Source organism: Paenibacillus sp. Cedars (genome assembly GCF_003184205.1).
Classification (GTDB): domain Bacteria; phylum Bacillota; class Bacilli; order Paenibacillales; family Paenibacillaceae; genus Paenibacillus_AQ; species Paenibacillus_AQ glucanolyticus.
Genome location: NZ_CP020866.1, coordinates 1,151,515 through 1,172,215 on the forward strand (window position 1 = coordinate 1,151,515; position 20,701 = coordinate 1,172,215).

At 49.6% G+C, this 20,701-nt stretch carries 18 protein-coding genes; 12 read left to right on the forward strand and 6 right to left on the reverse strand.

Features of this window, described 5'->3' with window-relative positions; all coding sequences use genetic code 11:
* Positions 1 to 39: 39 nt before the first annotated feature.
* Together tyrS and B9D94_RS07065 are read left to right on the forward strand one after the other, a co-directional pair.
* Positions 40 to 1,299, forward strand: coding sequence for a tyrosine--tRNA ligase (tyrS, locus tag B9D94_RS07060; RefSeq protein ID WP_036643250.1), 1,260 nt, complete (start codon positions 40 to 42; stop codon positions 1,297 to 1,299).
* 106 nt (positions 1,300 to 1,405) lie between these two features.
* A complete protein-coding gene (locus tag B9D94_RS07065; RefSeq protein WP_040680917.1) occupies positions 1,406 to 2,518 on the forward strand; it encodes an NAD(P)H-dependent flavin oxidoreductase in 1,113 nt (370 codons plus the stop codon).
* 81 nt (positions 2,519 to 2,599) lie between these two features.
* Here the strand turns inward: B9D94_RS07065 and B9D94_RS07070 are convergent, their stop codons facing one another.
* A complete protein-coding gene (locus tag B9D94_RS07070) occupies positions 2,600 to 2,848 on the reverse strand; it encodes a hypothetical protein (RefSeq protein WP_006211980.1) in 249 nt (82 codons plus the stop codon).
* Positions 2,849 to 3,361: 513 nt separating this feature from the next.
* Here B9D94_RS07070 and B9D94_RS07080 point away from each other — a divergent pair.
* The 3 genes from B9D94_RS07080 (at position 3,362) to B9D94_RS07090 (ending at position 5,397) form a co-directional block, all read left to right on the forward strand.
* Positions 3,362 to 4,333 (forward strand): helix-turn-helix transcriptional regulator, encoded by a 972-nt coding sequence (locus tag B9D94_RS07080; protein ID WP_148246704.1) that lies wholly within the window; start codon positions 3,362 to 3,364, stop codon positions 4,331 to 4,333.
* Positions 4,334 to 4,408: 75 nt separating this feature from the next.
* Complete coding sequence (locus tag B9D94_RS07085) at positions 4,409 to 5,020, forward strand: SRPBCC family protein (RefSeq protein WP_006211978.1); 612 nt, start codon at positions 4,409 to 4,411, stop codon at positions 5,018 to 5,020.
* Positions 5,017 to 5,397: a VOC family protein gene (locus tag B9D94_RS07090; protein WP_148246705.1), complete on the forward strand. Its 381-nt coding sequence runs from the start codon at positions 5,017 to 5,019 to the stop codon at positions 5,395 to 5,397. Before B9D94_RS07085 ends, B9D94_RS07090 begins: the two co-directional genes overlap by 4 nt.
* Positions 5,398 to 6,484: 1,087 nt before the next feature.
* On the opposite strand, the gene B9D94_RS07095 is transcribed toward B9D94_RS07090, so the two are convergent.
* The 4 genes from B9D94_RS07095 to B9D94_RS07110 form a co-directional block, all read right to left on the reverse strand.
* The gene (locus B9D94_RS07095; protein ID WP_148246706.1) at positions 6,485 to 7,132 is read right to left on the reverse strand and encodes a transcriptional regulator; all 648 of its coding nucleotides are present in this window, start codon (positions 7,130 to 7,132) and stop codon (positions 6,485 to 6,487) included.
* Between the two features lie 183 nt (positions 7,133 to 7,315).
* Entirely contained in the window at positions 7,316 to 7,750 is a 435-nt protein-coding gene (locus tag B9D94_RS07100) for a flavodoxin domain-containing protein (protein WP_148246707.1), read from the reverse strand.
* 363 nt (positions 7,751 to 8,113) lie between these two features.
* Positions 8,114 to 9,856 carry a sigma 54-interacting transcriptional regulator gene (locus tag B9D94_RS07105; protein WP_148246708.1) on the reverse strand — a complete coding sequence of 581 codons (1,743 nt, stop codon included), beginning with the start codon at positions 9,854 to 9,856 and terminating at the stop codon, positions 8,114 to 8,116.
* Positions 9,857 to 9,940: 84 nt separating this feature from the next.
* Positions 9,941 to 10,861, reverse strand: a complete 921-nt coding sequence (locus B9D94_RS07110) for a proline dehydrogenase family protein (RefSeq protein ID WP_148246709.1) — start codon at positions 10,859 to 10,861, stop codon at positions 9,941 to 9,943.
* A 175-nt stretch (positions 10,862 to 11,036) separates the two neighbouring features.
* On the opposite strand from B9D94_RS07110, the gene pruA reads away from it, so the two are divergent.
* The gene (pruA, locus tag B9D94_RS07115; RefSeq protein WP_148246710.1) at positions 11,037 to 12,584 is read left to right on the forward strand and encodes an L-glutamate gamma-semialdehyde dehydrogenase; all 1,548 of its coding nucleotides are present in this window, start codon (positions 11,037 to 11,039) and stop codon (positions 12,582 to 12,584) included.
* A gap of 84 nt (positions 12,585 to 12,668) precedes the next feature.
* Positions 12,669 to 14,021 (forward strand): RNA polymerase factor sigma-54, encoded by a 1,353-nt coding sequence (rpoN, locus tag B9D94_RS07120; RefSeq protein WP_148246711.1) that lies wholly within the window; start codon positions 12,669 to 12,671, stop codon positions 14,019 to 14,021.
* 217 nt (positions 14,022 to 14,238) lie between these two features.
* Here the strand turns inward: rpoN and B9D94_RS07125 are convergent, their stop codons facing one another.
* Entirely contained in the window at positions 14,239 to 15,384 is a 1,146-nt protein-coding gene (locus B9D94_RS07125; RefSeq protein ID WP_006211968.1) for a lyase family protein, read from the reverse strand.
* Between the two features lie 385 nt (positions 15,385 to 15,769).
* Between B9D94_RS07125 and gap the strand changes: the two genes are divergently transcribed.
* The 5 genes from gap to B9D94_RS07150 all read left to right on the forward strand — a co-directional run bounded on the left by gap (position 15,770) and on the right by B9D94_RS07150 (position 20,604).
* Entirely contained in the window at positions 15,770 to 16,780 is a 1,011-nt protein-coding gene (gap, locus tag B9D94_RS07130) for a type I glyceraldehyde-3-phosphate dehydrogenase (RefSeq protein ID WP_148246712.1), read from the forward strand.
* Entirely contained in the window at positions 16,777 to 16,956 is a 180-nt protein-coding gene (locus B9D94_RS07135; protein ID WP_006211966.1) for a GapA-binding peptide SR1P, read from the forward strand. The genes gap and B9D94_RS07135 overlap by 4 nt, the downstream gene beginning before the upstream one ends.
* A 51-nt stretch (positions 16,957 to 17,007) precedes the next feature.
* Entirely contained in the window at positions 17,008 to 18,570 is a 1,563-nt protein-coding gene (gene pckA, locus B9D94_RS07140; RefSeq protein ID WP_076152181.1) for a phosphoenolpyruvate carboxykinase (ATP), read from the forward strand.
* A 175-nt stretch (positions 18,571 to 18,745) separates the two neighbouring features.
* Positions 18,746 to 19,465 carry an SDR family oxidoreductase gene (locus B9D94_RS07145; protein WP_006211963.1) on the forward strand — a complete coding sequence of 240 codons (720 nt, stop codon included), beginning with the start codon at positions 18,746 to 18,748 and terminating at the stop codon, positions 19,463 to 19,465.
* A 284-nt stretch (positions 19,466 to 19,749) separates the two neighbouring features.
* Complete coding sequence (locus B9D94_RS07150; protein ID WP_148246713.1) at positions 19,750 to 20,604, forward strand: NAD-dependent epimerase/dehydratase family protein; 855 nt, start codon at positions 19,750 to 19,752, stop codon at positions 20,602 to 20,604.
* The last annotated feature ends 97 nt before the right edge of the window (positions 20,605 to 20,701 follow it).

Here is a 20,701-nt window from a genome sequence, read left to right on the forward strand (position 1 = left end):
GTAATAAGGATATTAATGAATTGAAGGGGTGTTAATGCTGTGAATATTATCGATGAACTTGAATGGCGCGATGCCATCAACCAACAGACGGATGCCGAAGGCCTCCGGGAGCTTACGAATGAAAAATCAATCTCGCTATACTGCGGCGTAGACCCAACGGGCGACAGCATGCATATCGGCCATCTGATTCCCTTTATTATGCTGAAGCGTTTCCAGCTTGCCGGTCATCGCCCGGTCATTCTGATCGGTGGCGCAACCGGCACTATCGGGGATCCAAGCGGACGTCAAACCGAGCGCTCGCTGCAAACGCTGGAGCAGGTTCAGGCCAACGTGGATGCACTGACCGGGCAAATGAAAAAGCTCTTTGTGACGGAAGGCGACAATCAAATTCGCATGGTCAACAACTACGACTGGACGCATAAGATTAGCATTATCGAATTTTTACGAGATTTCGGCAAAAACTTCAGCATCAACTCCATGCTGGCGAAGGACGTTGTGGCGAGCCGCCTCGACAGCGGCATTTCCTTCACGGAATTCACTTATCAGATTCTGCAGTCCGTGGACTACCTGCATCTGTTCCAGCATGAAGACGTGCAGCTGCAAATCGGCGGCTCGGACCAATGGGGCAACATTACAAGCGGTCTTGATCTGATCCGGAAAAAAGAAGGCTCCGAGGCGAAAGCATTCGGTCTCACGATTCCGCTGATGCTGAAAGCCGATGGCACGAAATTCGGCAAAACCGCCGGTGGCGCGATATGGCTGGATCCGAACAAAACCACGCCATTTGAGTTCTACCAGTTCTGGGCGAACACCGATGACCGTGACGTCGTGAAATACTTGAAGTACTTTACGTTCTTGAGTAAAGAGCAAATCGACGAGCTGGCCGAGAAGGTGCAGAGCGAGCCGCATAAACGCGAAGCACAAAAAATGCTGGCAGAGGAAATGACGAAATTCGTGCACGGCGAGGAAATGCTGGAGCAAGCCAAGCGCATTACCGCAGCCCTGTTTACGGGCGATATCCAATCGCTTACGGCCGAAGAGATCGAGCAGGGCTTCAAGGAGATGCCAACATTTGAAGCGACGCAGGAGCCGAAGAATATCGTTGACTGGCTCGTGGATCTGGGCATCGAGCCTTCCAAGCGGCAAGCTCGCGAGGACATCACGAAAGGCGCAATCTCCATGAACGGCGAGCGCGTCAGCGACCTGGAACATGAGGTTACGGCTGATCAAGCGATCGGCGGGCGTTTCATCATCATCCGCAAAGGAAAGAAAAACTACAGCTTGGTGAAAATGTCCTAAACTTGAAAAAACCGCTCAACACAGATCATTGTGTTGAGCGGTTTTTTTACGATGGAAGTTGTTGTGTCTTCATAGGATAATAGCTTTAACAACGAAGGAGGGAATCATGAATATGCAGCTATACACGGAGTTATGCCAACGGTTCGGAATCCGCTACCCGGTCTTTCTGGCTGGAATGGCCGGAGGGCCGTCAACGGCTGAGCTGGTTGCCGCCGTATCGGATGCAGGCGGGCTTGGAACGCTGGGCGCAGCCTATATGGAGCCGGCCGCCATTCGTCAAAGCATTCAGGATATCCGCAAGCTGACGGATAAGCCCTTTGCCGTGAATCTCTTTGCTTCTACTGCCACTCAGGCTTCGGATAACTTGGATCGAATCGGAGAAGTCCAGCATGAGCTGAACCGGATGCGGGAAACGCTGGGCATTCCTCAAGCGGGTGCGGATCAGGTGGCAGCTCCCGATTGGTTTGAGAAGCAATTCACGGTTCTGCTTGAAGAGAAGGTGCCTGTCATCAGCACTGCATTCGGCATTCTGCCTGAACCTCTCATGCGGCAGGCAAAAGCGGCCAACCTGCTGGTGGTTACGATGGTAACGACGGTAAACGAAGCGTTGATGGCGGAGCAAGCGGGCTGTGATGCCATTGTTGCCCAAGGCAGCGACGCAGGTGGACATCGAGGAACGTTTGATCTGACAGAGCACCCGATGGGTGCGAATATCGGGACATTTTCCCTGGTACCGCAAATTGTGGATCAGGTGAAGATACCGGTAATTGCTGCGGGAGGCGTTATGGATGGACGCGGGCTTGTTGCCTCGCTTGTTCTTGGAGCGCAAGGCGTCCAGATGGGGACGCGATTTTTGACGGCACTGGAATCGGGGGCTCATGAGGTTTACAAGCAGGCTCTGCTGGAGAGCACGGAAGAGAGCACAGTCATTACCCAAGCGTTCTCGGGACGGCCAGCCAGAGGAATACGCAATGCCTTTATCAGGCGTTGGGATGCCACTGGTTTAGAGCCGCTTCCGTTTCCCGTGCAGAATACGGTGACCCGCGATATCAGAAACGCCGCCAACCGCCAAAATAATCCGGACTATATGTCATTATGGGCAGGGCAAGGGACAAGAAGGCTGACCTCCGGACAGAGGGCCAAGGCTATCGTATACGAGACCATTCAGGAAGCGCTCTCCCTATGCGGGTCAAGCGAAATCACCGATCCGCATGAATGAGGATGACCGCTGCCGGGTTGTTAAGCTAGTCTAACGACAGGCCACCTGAGGACGAATTCCCGGGGGGCCTGCCAATTCTTTTTAGAATCCGTAAGTATCTCCGCCTTCACCGTTCCACGTCATCTCAACAAAGGAGGATGGACTGGCAGCAGATGCGGTTTTGGAGCCGGAAGCATATAGACCTCCAGCCACGCCGGACATGGTGTAGTCGGAATATAATGTGTTGGTGGTATGGTTCGTATAAATCATCGCACCCGCGATGTTGGAAGCAGTGACGTTCTTCAGCTCCAGCTTGTTTCCACGCCATGGAATCGCGTTGTGAATTCTCATATCATGCCTCCTGCAAGAATGATTCGTCCATCGTCAACGGCAGGACCATCCAATCTCTTTCATCATCACCCTTTACGAGTTTTTGGTTTTTTAGGTATAATCCTATCTAATATTTTTTCAGATATCAAGGACAAGAGATACATAATATGTAAAAAGTTTATAAAAATGCCAAGTGGGATGATGAAGGGCGTATGAAGAGGAGCGTTGTCATCAAGGCGGAGCATGATAACGGCGGAGGTCGTTAGGTTTAATTACCGTAGGCAGCTTATTAGATTAGAGACAAAGAGGCTAATTCTAGCGATCTGCGTTCACATGGATAAAACGAAGTCGTGTTTAAGGAATAAGAATGAAGAGCTGCTCCAGCAGAGGGTCGGCTTTTCTCTCGGCTGGCAGGGAATGAGTAGGCACATCAACAGTAGATGCAGCATGGGAGATATTTCTGAACCTGTGTTTTTTGTGATTTATAATGGAAGTGAAATGAATGAATCCTGAAGGGGAGGAGTACTGAATACGATGTCTAAGGCTGATAATATGCTGGCGATTCTATGGCTCTTAAAGGCACGAAGAAGAATGACGGCCAAACAGCTGGCGGAGGAACTTGACGTACATATTCGAACGATATACCGGAATATCGATGCCCTCTGTATTTCCGGCATGCCGATCGTTTCCGAAATCGGACGCGATGGGGGTTACTTCATCCCTGATCCTATCAAGCTTGCGCCCCTGTTTTTTGATGCCGATGAACAGAAGGCACTGCTTCACGCCGCTGCATTCGCACGGGAAGCGGGTTATCCTTCCGAAGCTCCACTCAGTCGAGCTCTTTCCAAAATCAAGCGGCATACGAATCCGGAGCAGCTGGAGCGTCTAACGCGCCGTGAAAATAGCATCGAGGTCATCCAACCGCCTACAGCTCCCGTGCTTATGTCCATGCTTGCCGCGATTGAAGCTGGCATCGACCAGCAATGCCGTCTCCAGATCAACTATAAGACAGGGTATGATGGTACCATACATACACGTATCCTGGATCCATATGGGCTTGTCCATTGGAAGAGCAAATGGTATACGGTGGGCTATTGCCACCTGCGGGGTGAAATACGCAGCTTTCGCGTCGATCGTATGAGCGATATCCGTTGTACCGTTGACTCCTTTGTCCGTCCGGAGCCGTTCTCCGCCCGTGAGTTTTTGTTGGAGGGATTGCTGGCAGAGCAGGGTTCTGATAACAACCCGCATGGGGTCTCCGTGCACATACAAGGTGTCCCCCAAGCTATTGACGATTTATGTCAGCATTGGCTGCTCGGTCATGTACTGCAGGAGAGGACAGCAGATCATGCGGTGTTCAGGCTGGACGAGCTTACGCTATACACCCAGGTAGCCTATTATCTCCTATCATTCGGGGGGAGGATTCGAATCATGGAGCCCGAAGAATTGAAATTAGGCATGATCGACATTACGGAATCCTTGTTGAAATATTATCAATCCCAATGATAAAAGACTGACCTTCTATGTCAGTTTTTGCGTTATATAATGAATTCCATAAGGCAGCGTTAGGAGGAGATTAGGGTGGCAGGGGCTATTTTTAGACAAGATGTGTTACAGGCAACGGGACGCTCGTGGGAAGACTGGGTCGCCAAACTTGGGCAGGAAATGGACCAGCTATGGTCTCATGAACAGATCCGAAATCATATCTGCGCGTTGGATCAGGTGTCAGAGGAGTGGGGTGAATGGATCACCGTCATGTACGAACAGCTCATGGGCCGGATTCCTGTTGGATTTTCCAAAGACGCAGGCGTGCAGATCGGCGTTAGAAAAACGATGGCCATGACGAAGGAGCAAGCTTGGGACTTCCTCACATCGCCGGAAGGTCTGGCGCTATGGATAGGGGATGTACCTTCGATAGAGTTTCGGGTAGGGCATGAATATGAGTCGAAGGAAGGCGTGTCCGGCAAGATTACGGTGGTCATCCCCTATCATAAACTGCGTTTGACATGGAAGTGCAAGGCGTGGGATAACCCGTCCCGGCTGCAAATCTACGTACTATCTACGAATAGCGGTAAAACCACCATCGCGATTCATCAGGAAATGCTGGAAGACGTCTATATGCGAGAGGTGATGAGGCGTTACTGGAACGAGGTACTGACAACGATTCAACAACATAGGGAGGTGGCAGGATGAATCGATTCAGTCATATGGACCTGCGAGTGAATTCGTGGGAACAAGTTAGTCTGTTTTATGACAAGCTGCTGCATGAATTGGGTTTCACCATCATCTATCATTCCGAGCAATGGAACGTATTCGCGGCACAAGGGGAGCTTCCAAGTGTTCCTTATTTTGCGATAACGGAGGATCCCGAACATCAACCGAATGACAATCTGATCGGGTTCTGGGGAAAAGATCCGGCTGAAGTTGATCATATCGCAGAAGTTGTGAAGCAGCATGGGGGAACCATTAACAGCGGGCCAGGGTTCTTCCCGATCGGTCCGACCTATTATGCCGTTTATTTTGAAGATCCCTGCGGCAACAAGTATGAAATGGTTCATAGGTTGAATTAATTTGGCTGCGGGCAAGGGCATGAACACAAGCGCGATGATGACAGTGGTAATGGGTTAACGCTAATGCTAACGGGCAAAGACCACAGTTAACAGTAAGCTGCCAACGGCAAAGAGTAAGCAGTAGCAGTGAGCAGTCAGAAGTAAACAGTAGACAGTAAGCAGTAGCAGCGAGCAGTAACAGTAGCAGTAGCAGTAAGCGGTAACAGTAGCAGTAGCAGTAGCAGTAGCAGTAAAGTTGCCTTAACAATAAGTAAAGGCGGAGACAAAGTAAGGATAGCGCAAGGTTGAATGCGATCGGCATGGTCAAGGTGCCGGGACCAATGAGCGCGACGAAGATAACGGTGAACGACTAACAAGCACGCCCAACCGCTAAGGCAAACGAATAAACGCAAACGGCCACAGACAAAGAACACAGACCAAAAAACACAATTGCTAACCATCATCTCTCAACCGCCAATTGCCAAACGCGAGAGCAGTGAGCCATATGAGGACAGAGATTCCGCTATTTCGTCCTATGTAGTTGTATATGGTCGGTTTGAGGACACCAGATCCGTTATTACTTAAAAAAAGGCGATATTTAGTGATGTTTTAAGCAAATAACGGATCCTGAGTCCGGAAATTCTCAAAAATAGGTCAGTTTTCTCACAATAACGGATTCTGTGTCCAGTTTAGCATAGGCTCATCCAGAGTCGTGAGACAACGCAGCGTGTAATGCAAAACGAGACTGCCGCACAAGTGGCATGAAAGAAGCGCTGCTGACGAGGAACAAATCCTAGGAGTGCCAGAAGTGCTTGAAGCACCCAAAGTGCCAAAAATGTCCAGAGTGCTCGAAGCCCCCGAAGTGCTCAAAACCCCCGAAGTGCTCAAAACCCCCAAACCCCCAAACCCCCAAAACCCCCAAAACCCCCAAAACCCCCAAAACCCCCAAAACCCCCAAACCCCCCAAACCCCCAAACCCCTCCCTCAGATACCTGAGGTTCATGATGGCGTCGATTACTGGGTGCAACACACACTCTGCCGTGGCAACCAACCAACAAGTGGCGCTACTGCATGTAGCCAAACGCAAGTACTGTTGCATAACCCTTGATCATAAACGAAGTTTATAGGTGCGAGCTCGTTGTTCCCCGCTTGCAACGTCTAGTATTTGGAGCTCAACCAGCCTATGCAACAGGCGCCTTGTGTGTCTGTCGCTGACCCTAAGGTGATCGGCGAGTTCCAGTGGGGTGATTGGACGCAGAAGCCTTCGCGCAAACCGGACAGCTTCCGCCTCAAGCCAAGTCAAGGTGGCAGGGACATCTGATGCAATAAATCGACCGACAAAAGACAATACGAGCTGCTGACATTGTTTTGGCTCGTCGACGATGGAGGGGTAGGCAATCGGAAGAAAGGTCCAGCCATCCAAGGCCAATAAGCAGTGACGGCGGCATAAATCCTTGAACCTTCTGACGTCAAGATCGCGGGCATGCGGTCCATATCCTTGGATTTCGATTCCTCCTCTCGCGCCGCCAGGCATATAAGCCAAGTCCAAATATCGATAACCATTGCTGAAATCACGGACTTCCCACTCTGGATGCAAATCATTGAAATTACCGATCGCCGGAAACCATATCGAGCGCAGGAATTCGATTGTTCCATGACCTAATCCTTTATGAAGGATTTCGAGTCTGCGCGGATTTTTTTCATTTAGGGTATTTGTTTGCATCCAAGACTCATATTGCTTATCAAAACGTGACATGAATCGGTCTACCCCCTTTGGGTTGTTTAATAAAAACAAACATTAAAAAGCCGCCCCATACCCATGCAGCCCGATCACTTCATTCGGGATACATCGTATGGAAGCGGCGTGTTCTTCACGTCCTCAGTAGGTATAGTATAACTCGCGGTTTTTGGGTTTAGCAACGGGTTCAGATTAAGATTCTCAGATCATGAACTTCTCTGCAAAGGTTCTAATCTTGTCCACGAAAATCCTCTTTAACGGATCCTCATTCTCTTTAGGCGCCGCATAAGCCTTATATCCGCCAAACGACTCCATACAAACGGCTGCTTTCTTGAGATCATTCGGAATATTCTCGTCCAGGATTTCCTCGGTTTTCCTAGGCTTCTCGTTACAAATAAAGTAGCCCATCTTCTTGTTTAGCAGCTCGCTATGATTCTTCTTAATAAAGTCGCGAAGCGGCTTATATATCTTTCCGTCTCTGACGCCCGCCCCCACAATAATGCTGTCGAATTCATCGATTGTCGGCTTCTCCGAGCCAATATCACAAATTGTACAATGGGGAAGCTGCTCCGATAAAAGCCGGGCACACTGCTCGGATGCTCCTGATTTGGTTGCATACACAACGAGTATTGACAAGGTTCATCACTCACTTTGATTTGGAAGATTTATATAACTGGTGATTGGCATATCAAAAAAAGAGATGTTGGAAACAAAGTTCCTTAATCGTCTGATATCTTGATTATCAAGATAAATTTATTGTAAATGTGAGGATAACGTTTGTCAACAAAACGGGATGTTAACAGATTCAAGATATGGATTATCAGCGGCAAAAAATAAAGCCGCACTCATAACGGAGCAATAACCCTACAAGAAATGAAGAAAGCCGATCCTATATCAGGGTCGGCTTTTTTGTGGATACATTTATATGTAGTTAAGGGTGTATAACTATTTATACAGTAAGGTGGAAGAGTGTCCAATTAATTAGAATTCGGTGCATCATCAAAGATTCAGCCGTTTCAGCTTGTTATACAATGTAGCTCTTGAAATGCCAAGTTGTTTAGCCATGCTCAGCTTGTTACCGTTAACGGCTGCTAATGCCTGGGATAACAATTTCCGTTCGTAATCGTCGAGCGCGGCTTGAAACGCCTCTCCGGTGATGGGGGGAGTGTTCATATTGTTGGAATCATGGGCTGGGACGGGCAGCTGTTTGTAGCCAGAGTAAATGTTGTCAGGCAAATATTCGCGCCGGATCTCACCATCGGTGGAGAATATCACCAGTCGCTCTATGGTGTTGCGCAATTCTCTGATATTGCCCGGCCAGTCGTACCGCAGCAGATCTTCTAACACATCGGGAGCAATAGACTGGATGTGCCGGCCGTAAATAAGCGAGAATTCATGTAAAAAGGATTGCGTCAATTCGTAAATATCTTCTTTGCGTTCACGCAAGGAAGGAATCTCGATAGACACTACGTTCAGTCGATAGTACAGGTCCTCACGAAAGCTGCCTTCGGCAATCATCTGTTCCAGATTACGGTTGGTTGCTGCGATGATACGGCAGTCGGTCCGCTTCAGCTGTGTGCCGCCAACGGGAAAATAACTGCGCTCTTGCAGCACACGAAGCAGCTTGACCTGCATTTCCAGCGGCATTTCCCCGATTTCATCGAGGAACAATGTACCGCCGCTCGCGAGTTCTATTTTTCCTTTCTTGCCTTTGGGATCCGCTCCCGAGAACGCTCCCCGCTCATAGCCAAACAACTCACTCTCGAACAAGGCAGCCGGAATGGCTCCGCAGTTGATGGCAATATACGGAGCGTTGCTCCCTTCACGGGAATCGTGGATGGCTTTGGCGAAGAGCTCTTTCCCGGTGCCGCTTTTTCCTTGAATGAGAACCGTCGCTTTGGTTGTACTGATCTTACGGATGGTATCGATGCTATTCTTGATGGTTCGGCTAGTTCCTTTGATATGCTGGAAAGGGTCGCTGGAAGGGCTGAGCATGGCGACTTCCTTCTGTAAATGATGGACTTTGGTTGTCATCTGGAGCAGTTCCTGATGGAGTCTCATTTGTGTAGTCAGATCGGATTCTGCCGCTACAGCGCCAATGATCTGATCATCTAAGGTGATGGGGTTGGAATTAATGAGGACAAACATATCCTGGCGAGGCCGATGCTGCATTTTATGCGCCGATTCGCCGGTTTTGAGCGTTCGGAGCGACTGCAAACGGTCCGCTTGGAAAAAATCCGAAGCAGGCTTCCCGATAATCTCGTCCCTGCGAATGGAGAAGATGTGCTCCGCGCCGGATGTCCAGACAGCCACATGGCCTTCCTCGTTGATGAGTGTAATTGCGACATCGGGATTAAGCGTTTCCAAAGTGGTGGAGAAATAGGCCTCCAGATGGCGAAACGCTTGCAGCGCAGCTTCGATCACATCGCTTGATGAGATGTAGCCAACGGGTGTGCCGTCACGTTCCACAATCGCCAGAGGGGCCGCTCGGAATGCTTGCGCAATACTTTGTATAGACTCATCTATATTTACAGCAGCAACATCCATTACACAGGGCTGATCAAGAATTTTGGCATGGGCTTCGAATTGTAGCAAACCATAACGGCCCTGACCGTCCTCCAAGAAGACAGGAACTCCGGCCGCCTCGTGTTGACCGTTCTCAAGCTCTGACAGGCTGGACAGATGAATCATGCTGTAATCCGTACGGATAAGGCATTCCAGACTAGGCAAAACATGTTTCATTCCGGTGCCCCCTATATATGAATACATTTTATCTTGTTTGTATTAATAGGGCCATTATACCCAGCCTGATTTTCAGTGTAAATATTATTTGAACATATTGCTGAGAACCATCCACAGATTGGCCGGTTTTTCGGCCAGTCGCCGGGTGTAGTAGGGGTACCACATCGTGCCATAAGGCATATAACAGCGGATGCGGTAGCCCTCTTTGGCTAATTCCGCCTGATCCGTCATCCGCAAACCGTAGAGCATTTGGAACTCAAATGCATCGGCGGTGATGCCATTTTCCTTGGCGTAGGCTTTGACCCAATTTATGATTCTATCATCATGTGAGGCAATCGCTGTATATACGCCTCTGTCCAAATGCATCCGGATGATCCGTTTGTAATTGTCGATGACCTCATTCATTTGCTGATAGGCAATCGATGCCGGTTCATTATAGGCTCCCTTTACAAGCCGAAGATTGACTTTAGCATCAATCAATTGATTGACATCTTCCACTGTGCGATGCAGATATGCCTGGATGACGGTGCCCACATTGTTCAGACCCTCTGCATGCAGCCGGAGCACAATATCAATCGTGGCTTGGGTAAAAGGAGAATCTTCCATATCAATTCGGATGAAATTGTTGTGTTGTTTAGCTTGGCGTACGATCGAGCGGATGTTATCGTAACAGACTTGCGGGTCGAGGGCCAATCCCATCTGCGTCGGCTTCAGCGATACATTGGAGCTCACTTTCCGCTCAGCGATGCCCTCCACAAGCCTGATATATTCTTCCCGGTATGCTGCAGCTTCGTTTAGGTGCGATATACCTTCTCCCAAATGATCCAGCGTCACCATGATTCCCTTGCCATTCAGGTGCTCAATTTCGTCCAGTGCCTCAGCGAGTTTGTCGCCTGCAATAAATTTACCTGCCAATTTCCGGCCGTATTTAATGGCAAGTTTCTCGACCAAACGGTTGCCGGATACCGACAACAGTGTTTTGCGATAAAGTTCAATGCGATCCAAAGGTTACTCCTCCTTACAAGAGCTTGATTAGTGTAATAAAAATACGGAATCGACATATTCTTAAGCAAAAAATGTGCCAAATATCATGGAGTTTGAACTTGGCACGATAATTGCTTGTAATCTTTGAATGAGAAAGCGATATCTAAAACAAATGGTGAGAGGATGGTTGTTCGATATGAGAACCGAGTTTAAGAATGAGGCATTTGTGAATTTTAAGGAAGAAAGAAACCACGAATTATATGAGCAGGCACTAAAAAAAGCAGAGGCTGAACTAGGCAAAGAGTACCCGCTCATCATTGGCGGCGAGAGAATTACAACGGACCGTACAGCCCTTTCCATAAATCCGGCCAATCATTCGCAGGTGATTGGCATTGTCTCGCAAGCGGATGCCCAGCTTGCAGAGCAAGCGATCCAAGTCGCGGCAGCGACATTCGAGACATGGAAGCGCACCGATCCGAATGAACGCGCAAGGTATCTGTACCGGGCAGCGGCCATTCTGCGTCGGCGCAAGCATGAATTCTCGGCCATCATGACCTTCGAGGCCGGAAAGACCAGAGTAGAGGCTGATGTGGAAACGGCGGAAGCCATTGATTTCCTGGAATTTTATGCACGGGAGATGCAGCGGCTTAGTCTGCCTCAGCCGTTAACGGCAAGTGCCGAGGAAGAGAATGAGCTGTATTATATCCCGCTTGGAGTTGGTGTCGTCATTCCGCCTTGGAATTTTCCGCTGGCCATTATGGCGGGTATGACTACAGCAGCTCTCGTTACCGGCAATACCGTTGTCCTAAAGCCGGCAAGCACTACGCCGGTGATTGCAGCGAAATTTATGGCCTTGCTGGAAGAGGTGGGTCTTCCACCCGGTGTTGTCAATTACCTCCCGGGTCCCGGCGGTGAAGTAGGGGACTACCTGGTCGACCATCCGCTTACAAGATTCATCAGCTTTACTGGTTCCCGGGATGTCGGTCTCCGAATTAATGAACGAGCTGCCAAGGCTAATCCGGGACAAAAGTGGATCAAGCGGGTCGTGGCCGAGATGGGCGGCAAAGATGCCATCGTTGTGGATTCCGAAGCTGATCTGGATCTGGCAGCGGATATGATAACAATGTCCGCATTCGGGTTCTCCGGGCAAAAGTGCTCTGCTTGTTCACGCGCCATCATCCATGAAGACGTATACGACACGGTACTGGAACGGGTAGTGGAGCGTGCGAGTCAGTTGAAGATGACAAACCCGGCACATGCAGATGCCAATCTGGGGCCGGTTATAGATGAGAAAGCATATAATAAAATCCTGGAATATATTGAAATTGGCAAGGAGGAAGGGCGTTTGGTGCTCGGCGGCAGTACGGGTGACTCGAACGGCTATTTTATCGAGCCTACCATCTTCGCAGATGTGGCTGCGGATGCCCGAATTTCACAGGAAGAGATCTTTGGACCAGTCGTAGCGTTCACAAAAGCGGCGTCGTTTGACGAAGCCATACAAATTGCAAACGGAACCGATTATGGTTTAACAGGGGCTGTTATCTCGCGCAATGGCGCTAACCTGGAGAAAGCCAGACGTGAGTACCACGTCGGGAATTTATATTTCAACCGCAAGTGCACAGGGGCTTTGGTTGGAACTCATCCGTTCGGCGGATTCAATATGTCGGGTACGGATTCCAAGGCAGGGGGCCGGGATTATCTGCTGCTGTTTACTCAAGGCAAGCTGGTTTCCGACCGGTTTTAATGAGACTTTCTGTAACATTCAACTTTCAATATTCAATGTTCATTGCAAACCAAATTAAGTATAGTAGAGGAAAAAGATCGTAGGATGCAGTTTGAGCTGACCCTGGAGGAAGGGGGAGATGAGTTGTTAAACTATTCATTGGTGCAGGATCAACGTACGACTCTGACTGTAACACCTGAATTGAAGCAGTCGATTCATATTTTGTCATTGTCAGGTTATGAGCTTTTGCAATATTTGCAGGAACAGGCGATGGAGAACCCGGTCCTTGAGATTGAAGCTGGACGTGATGGGTATCTATATCGCAAGAAACGCGGAGCAAGCAGCGGCAGCATTGCGTATGATCAAGATCCGTTGTGGAATGTGAAGTCGGCGCAAGAATCCATGGAGACAAGGCTGCAGAATCAGCTCCGTCTCCTCTCCCTTCCAACCGATGTGTACCGGGTTGCTGCCTTTTTGGCGGGGAATCTTAATGATGACGGGTATCTGGATGCGGAGTTGTCAGACCTCGGAGGAGTGTTGAAGGTTTCTGATGATCTTCTGGAGGCAGCGCTTCATCAGCTGCAATCTCTGGAGCCAGCAGGAATAGGCTCCAGGAGTTTGCAGGAATGCCTGCTGCTGCAAATCGCGCGGGACCCGGAACCTGTTCCGTATGCGGAAGAAATCGTGGATGGGTATTTACCGCAGCTGGCCGATGGAAGTTTCGATCAGATCGGCTTTTCTTTACGAATCAGCAAGGAGCAGGTGAGCAGGGCATCACAGTATATCCGCAGCCTGAATCCGCGTCCGGGGTTATCGATGAGCATTCCAGAACGACATTATATTGTTCCTGATGCTGTAGTCCGCTGTGTAGGGGATGGTTGGACGGTTGCAATGCACCCGTATGCCCACCCCAGGCTTTTCGTGAATAAGGAATACCGGGAGTGGATCAAAATCAGGCAAACGGCCGAAGCGGACTCCTATTTAAATCATTGCTTTAATTCGGCGCGTTGGATTGAACGCTGTATCGAGATGCGGAAGCTGACCCTGATGAGGGTAGTAACGGCGATGATGGAGGAACAACAGGAATTTCTGGCGAGAGGTGTGAGAGGTCTTCGGCCGATGAATTTGCTTACCATCTCCAGCATGTTGGATATGCATGAATCCACAGTCAGCCGGGCAATTCACGACAAGTTCGTGCTTACTCCGCAAGGTGTGTTTCCTTTGAAATTTTTTTTCGCACCAAGCATAGCCACAGCGGACGGAAGCGGGGCATCCTCGCGCAGTGTAAAGCTGAGGATCAGGGAACTTGTCGATGCCGAGAACAAGAGTAAGCCGCACTCCGATCAGACCATCGTTGAGCTATTATTTGCAGAAGGAATACAGTTATCGCGCAGAACGGTGACCAAGTACCGTGAAGAATTGAAAATCTTGTCCTCAACCTATCGGAGGCGGAGATGATAAAGGGTGTTTAGCATGTTGGCCCCGAGCCTTTGGAACAGAACTGAAGGGGCTCCCGAAAGGGATGCTGGGCAATGGAGCACGATTTTCTTCCGTGGTTCTAGTCTCTGTTGAACACTGCGCTATGATTCATCTTTTAAAAAAAGCGGCGCAGGGAGTATTCCTGCGCCGCTATTTCATTTCAATTGCCGCTGTAGTTACCCCTATCAGGGGATATTTAGCGGAAGACTGGGCTGGAAGAATTCGAGCTTCCCCTGGCACCCAGCGTGAAGGATTGGATTCCGTTGATAAGCAAGCTCAAGGACTCCATCACATTGTAGATGATAATGGGCGGGATAGCGTTTCGATCCGGCATGCCGATTTCGGCTGCGAGGCTGATGCTGTGGTCGAGTCCCATGACCTGAAAGGCAGATTGGCTTAGGGATACGGCCTTTTCGTGTACGATGCCGTTGGCCGGATGGATATCGATCTGCTCCAACGAAGCACCGAGGCGAATGTCGCTGCATAACTTGGACAGGTTAACAGCCAGGCCTTTTAGTGCGGAAGAGAGCTCAACAACAACATGATAAGATGGTTCTCCGCTCTTGGAAGCAAACAGCTCGATTTGGGTTAGCTCCTGTAAATGGGAGGTGGCTCTCTCGTTAAATCCGGAATGATGATCAGGCTGTCTGCCCATGGCTGCCGAATTCAAGCAGATGGTATTCATCTGCGAGACGGCTTTGTCCAGTCGTGTCATATCGCTTTGAATGCACTGGCCATAATCCTCGAATTGGCGGCTGAGCCATAGCGGAGCACCGGAATGATACATAGAAATTTCTGGCGTTTGGAGCTGGTCGAGGGGTTCCTTTTTATACAATAATTCGGTTATCAAATCCTGCAAGGACTTGATTAAATCCTGTGTGAGCCGATAAGCTGCGATCTGAAGAGAAGCCGACATGACCCCGTTTGACGTCTGACCTAAATTCGCGTGCAGCTCAGGATTGACAACACTATAGTTTCCTTTATCTTCAAGCAGGAATTCCAGGGCGCGGTTGGCCAGTATTTCATTCATATTGGTGTTCAGAATATCCCCGGATGCGCTTTGCGAATAATCGGCGATGAAGTGCTTCGAATGTTTACCCCTCAATATCTCCTCTGCTGCCTGTACAATGAGGTTGCCGATTCGTTGAGGCAGCGCACCGATTTCCAGATTTGCTTTTGCAGCCGCGATTTTAACATTAGCCATGGCTGCGATAAACGCTCGGTGAACGGGCGTTCCGGCAGTCGGATAAACTTCGGCGGCTCGCAGTGTTTGAATCCCATAGTAAGCATAGGCAGGTACCTCTACAGCCCCTAATTCGTCTTGTTCGATTCTTATCATCATGATCATGATCCCTCCGCAAGTTTGGTGATAACCTTGACTTGAACTTATGAAGATTAAACAAGCAATTTCTGTACCAACAATCACGGATGTAATTAAAAAAATTAACTTAAGTCCGGTTAGGTGATGGAATCGTATAACGAAAGCGGATTGCTCGGATCTTGTGTGTGCTCATTGAGGACAAACGGTGTACTATGGGGCGATTTGGCGGCACCAGGCAGTAACCGCCTCTCTGTGAATACAGAGGGTGGCTTTTGTATTATTTTAATATGACGTCATAAATAATAATTTTACAACAAATATGCTATTATATATTGCGCATTATTTATTTATATTGTACATTAATTGCGTAAGAAGGATATATAAAGCACATAATTGGAGGGATGAAATGAATCCGGGAATCGGTATAAGCGGAATGGGGAGAATCGGCCGGTTATTGATCAGGAGGCTGATGGCTGAGCATTCAACTCAACTGAAGGCGATTAACAGCATGCATCCCATTGAGACCATCGCCCATTTGTTGAAATACGATTCGATTCATGGGACGTGGGATGCTGCGATATGGGGAAAGGACGATGCCCTTATCATTAATGGGCATTCCATACAGGTGATATATGAGCCTGATCCATCGCGCATACCATGGCAAGCCCTTGGCGTGGAGATCGTCATTGATGCGACTGGAAAGTTCAACAACCGTGAGAGTGCAGAGCAGCATAAGGCGGGAGGCGCATCAACGGTGATCATCTCCGCACCGGGAGACCGAATGGATCTGACGGTTGTCATGGGGGTCAACGACCATCAGTATCATCCCCGGAAGCACACTCTGCTGTCGGCGGCATCCTGTACAACGAACTGCTTGTCTCCCGTATTGTTTATTTTGGATCAGGCGTACGGTGTGGAGCGGGGATGGATGACCACCATTCATTCCTTCACCTCGGACCAGAGGCATCTCGATAATCCCCACAAGGATTTGCGAAGGGCCAGGGGCTGTACGCAATCCATTGTTCCGACTTCGACAGGTGTTGGCAAATCGCTGATCGATGTGCTTCCCCATCTGTCCGGCTGCGTTGAGGGAACCTCCATCCGAGTTCCAACGCAGGACGTATCCCTCATTGATCTGACCCTGCGGGTCTCAAAAGAGATGACAACGGAGGATGTACAGGGCGTGCTGCGTGAAGCGGCAAGAGGTGCTTTTTCGGCATATGTGGATTACACGGTGGAACCGCTTGTATCTGCCGATTTTATAGGAAACGACAAGTCAGCGGTCATAGATGGCTTAACGGTAAGCGCATCTGATGGATTTATTAAATTAATGGCTTGGTATGACAATGAGTGGGGATATGCAAGCAGAGTTATAGACTTAACCCATCTGGTACAAGAGAGGATGAGTGAAGCATGAACGATTCCGTTAAACAAATGAATATGGGTGTCATCTTATGCAGACATTGCAACGCTCAAGTCGATACAGTGGATACGGATCGGATTGCCACCTTCTATGGTGTATGCGATCAGCCGGAGTGCCGGGAGCTGCACAGCCGTTTGGATGTACCGGGAGTTGTCATGGACGAAGAATAACGATATGAAGAGGCTGAAATGGGAGGAATTACGGTGAACGCAAATCGTAAAATGAACACACGGATGGCCAGCCTGCATGTGGAGACATCTCGAAGAAACCTGCCGGTTGTCAAACTTGTGGAGGCAGCTCTTTCTCAAGGAGAGGGGAAGCTTAGCTCCGCAGGCGCTCTGCAAGTTTTGACTGGAAAGTATACTGGACGTTCACCGAAGGATAAATTTATTGTTAGAGAAAGCGAAACGGAAGACCATATTGCTTGGGGCGGAGTCAACCAGGCACTGACTCCGGAACAATTCGATTCGCTATATGAGAAGATGATGAATTACATGGAGTATCGCAGGTTATTCGTTTTTGACGGATATGCCGGGGCAGACCCCGATTATCGATTGCCGATTCGAATCGTTAACGAGCACGCATGGCAGAGCCTGTTTGTCCGCCAATTATTCATACGGCCCTCGGCGGCAGAATTACAGTCCCACGAACCCGAATTTACTGTTTTGGCGATGCCTGGTTTGAAAGCGGATCCCTTTACGGATGGTACGAATTCCGAGACCTTCATTGCGATATCCTTCGCAAGAAGGACGGTGCTCATCGGGGGAACCCACTATGCAGGTGAGATGAAGAAATCCATCTTCAGTGTGCTGAACTATCTGCTGCCATTCCGCGGCGTCATGCCGATGCACTGCTCGGCCAATATCGGGGAGGCGGGAGACACGGCTTTGTTCTTCGGGTTATCGGGGACAGGCAAAACGACGTTGTCCGCTGATCCGAACCGCAGATTGATCGGAGATGACGAGCATGGCTGGTCCGACAAAGGCGTATTTAATTTTGAAGGCGGATGTTATGCCAAATGCATTGGGCTGACGCAGACGAATGAGCCCCAGATCTGGAATGCGATTCGATTCGGCTCTGTTCTGGAGAACGTGTCCATTGATGCTGTATCAGGCGAAGCCGATTACAACGATAAGGCATTGACGGAGAATACGCGGGCGGCGTATCCGATTGATTATATCCAAGGGGCGGTGATACCGGGAGTGGCCGGTCATCCCAAGGTCATTATCTTTTTAACCGCAGATGCCTCCGGTGTGCTTCCTCCCGTATCGAAGCTTACGAAGGAGCAGGCCATGTATCATTTCTTGTCGGGATACACCTCCAAGCTGGCAGGTACGGAGCGCGGCGTCACGGAGCCTGAAGCCACGTTCTCGGCATGCTTTGGCGCCCCGTTCCTCCCCCTTCAGCCGAATGTGTATGCAGAAATGCTCGGGAACAACATCACGAAGCACGATACCCGCGTCTATCTCGTCAACACAGGGTGGAGCGGCGGTCCGTACGGGATCGGCCAACGGATGAACCTGTCATACACAAGAGCTATGATTACAGCTATTATAAATGGAAGTATCGAGAACACCTCGTTCATTCCCCAGCCAGTGTTTGGCGTATGGATTCCAGCCGCTATTTCCGGAGTCCCGGATGAGCTGCTAGACCCGAGGAACGTATGGACAGATAAGGACGCGTATGACCGTGGAGCGAGAGAGCTTGGGAGGTTATTTGCTCAAAATTTCGAGAAATTTCGTGACATACCAGACGCCATCAAGCTAGCCGGACCGCGGCTATAGCGGTAGCTCGGCAAGTTAAACCCGGAAAACGTCACCACATGAAGTGGTGCGTTTTTTGGTTAAGTGGAACATGCTGCAGACCGCCCATTTCGATCTGAGCGACAAGTCCATGTATAATGAAATGAGGTAGGTACAAGAGCAGCCGAATTCATTATTTTATCAAGGAGACCTAAGAATGAAGAATTATATTATATTTGGCGCAAGCAAAGGGCTGGGAGACGCCTTTGTCAAAGGCCTTCCCCAAGCGGGAGATCGGGTTTGGGTGGTATCCCGAAGCAGACCGGGCAGTTTGGATATGGAGGATGGGGTCCAGCGAAAATGGGTCCAAGCCGATCTCTCACAGCCGAAGGCCGTTCAAGAAGTGGCAAATTCCTTACAGCATGAGAAACTGGATGTGTTGATATATAACGTTGGGATATGGGAAAAAGAAGGTTTCGAGGATCACTATAATTTTGATGAGGATGACCCTGCGGAGATTGCTAACATCATACATGTGAACATCACCTCTACGATAACCTGCATGCAAGCGCTGCTGCCGAATCTGCGCAAATCCGAAGCAGGCAAAATCATTATGATTGGCTCCACTGCCGGCTTGGATCATACGAACAATGCCCAAGTCTCTTTTGTGGCGTCCAAATTCAGTTTGCGCGGCATTACCCATGCTCTGCGGGAGCATGTCCGCAAAGACGGCATAGCGGTTACGTGCATTAATCCGGGCGAGCTTGCAGCCGAGATCCCCTATGAAGATGGGGCGGAGAAGGCCATATCCGAATACGGGGGCACCCGAATCCCGGTTCAAGATATCGTCTCGCTTGTCCGGTGCGTAGTCGGTTTATCGAAGGCGGCATGTGTCAAAGAAATTAATGTGCCGGCGATAACGGATTTAAACGCATAGAATGATTGTAAGGGATTTTACAGAATAATTTTACATGCTACATATTTGAAGCACGCCGAATAGGCGTGTTTTTTCATGTGAAAAGCGATACCGCAAGCGGTCTATTCGATTGTTGAGGGAACCGTCTTCATCGAAAGAATTGGTATTGGTATAGTCCGTTCCATGGAAAGTGGCACTTAATAGGTCTATCCCTATCATGCTAAGATGGAAACTACCCCTACACTGAAGTTCGGTCTGACAACGTTGGGTTCATTCCTATTTGTATTCGATTGGAGGTCGTTAAGTTGAACATATTTGTAGCCGGCTCCACAGGAGTCATTGGGCAATTACTGCTTCCCAAGCTCGTTCAGGCAGGTCACGAGGTTGTAGGAATGACACACAACCCTCAGCGTAAGAAGTTCATTGAATCCTGGGGAGCCAGGGGCGTTGTCGCAGATGCCTTTGATCGGGAAGGGATGATAGCTGTAATCGAGGACATACGCCCGGATGTGGTCATTCATCAGCTCACTTCATTAAGCGAATGGAACCTCGAGGATAATGCGAGGATTCGCATGGAGGGAACACGCCATTTGGTGGAAGCTGCTCAGGCTGCAGGCGTTAAGCGAATGATTGCTCAAAGCATTTCGTGGGCCTATGAGCCCGGGGATTACCCCGCCACCGAAGAGGTATCCCTGGACATTCATGCACCTGCGCCGCGCAAGACTACGATCGACGGCATCGTTTCGTTGGAACATGCTGTCGCACAACTGCCAAATCACGTCATTCTACGGTATGGCATGCTGTATGGCCCTAACACATGGTACGATGCCAAGGGGAGTGTGGCGGAAAAGGTAGTGCATCGAGCGCTCCCGTCAACGGACGGGGTTACGTCATTTCTTCATGTTGAGGATGCGGCGAATGCTGCCCTGCTGGCACTGGATTGGCCGATAGGTCCGGTAAACATTGTTGATGACGAGCCTGCGGCTGGAACGTTGTGGCTGCCGGTGTATGCGGATGCGCTGCAAGCACCTACTCCTGAATATCAAGCGGGGAGCCACCGTGGCGAACGCGGTGCTTCGAATGCCAAAGCTCGGAAGGAGTACGGCTGGGAGCCGCTCTATCCAACGTGGCGATCAGGTTTTGCGCATGCGCTGGAGTGAGGGCTTAGCGCGTCTCGTGCTGGCGTTACGCATATCGACATAGCCAAGGTAACATGGGGTGTTCTGAGAAGAAGTGAGGTACCATGGAATGCTCAGA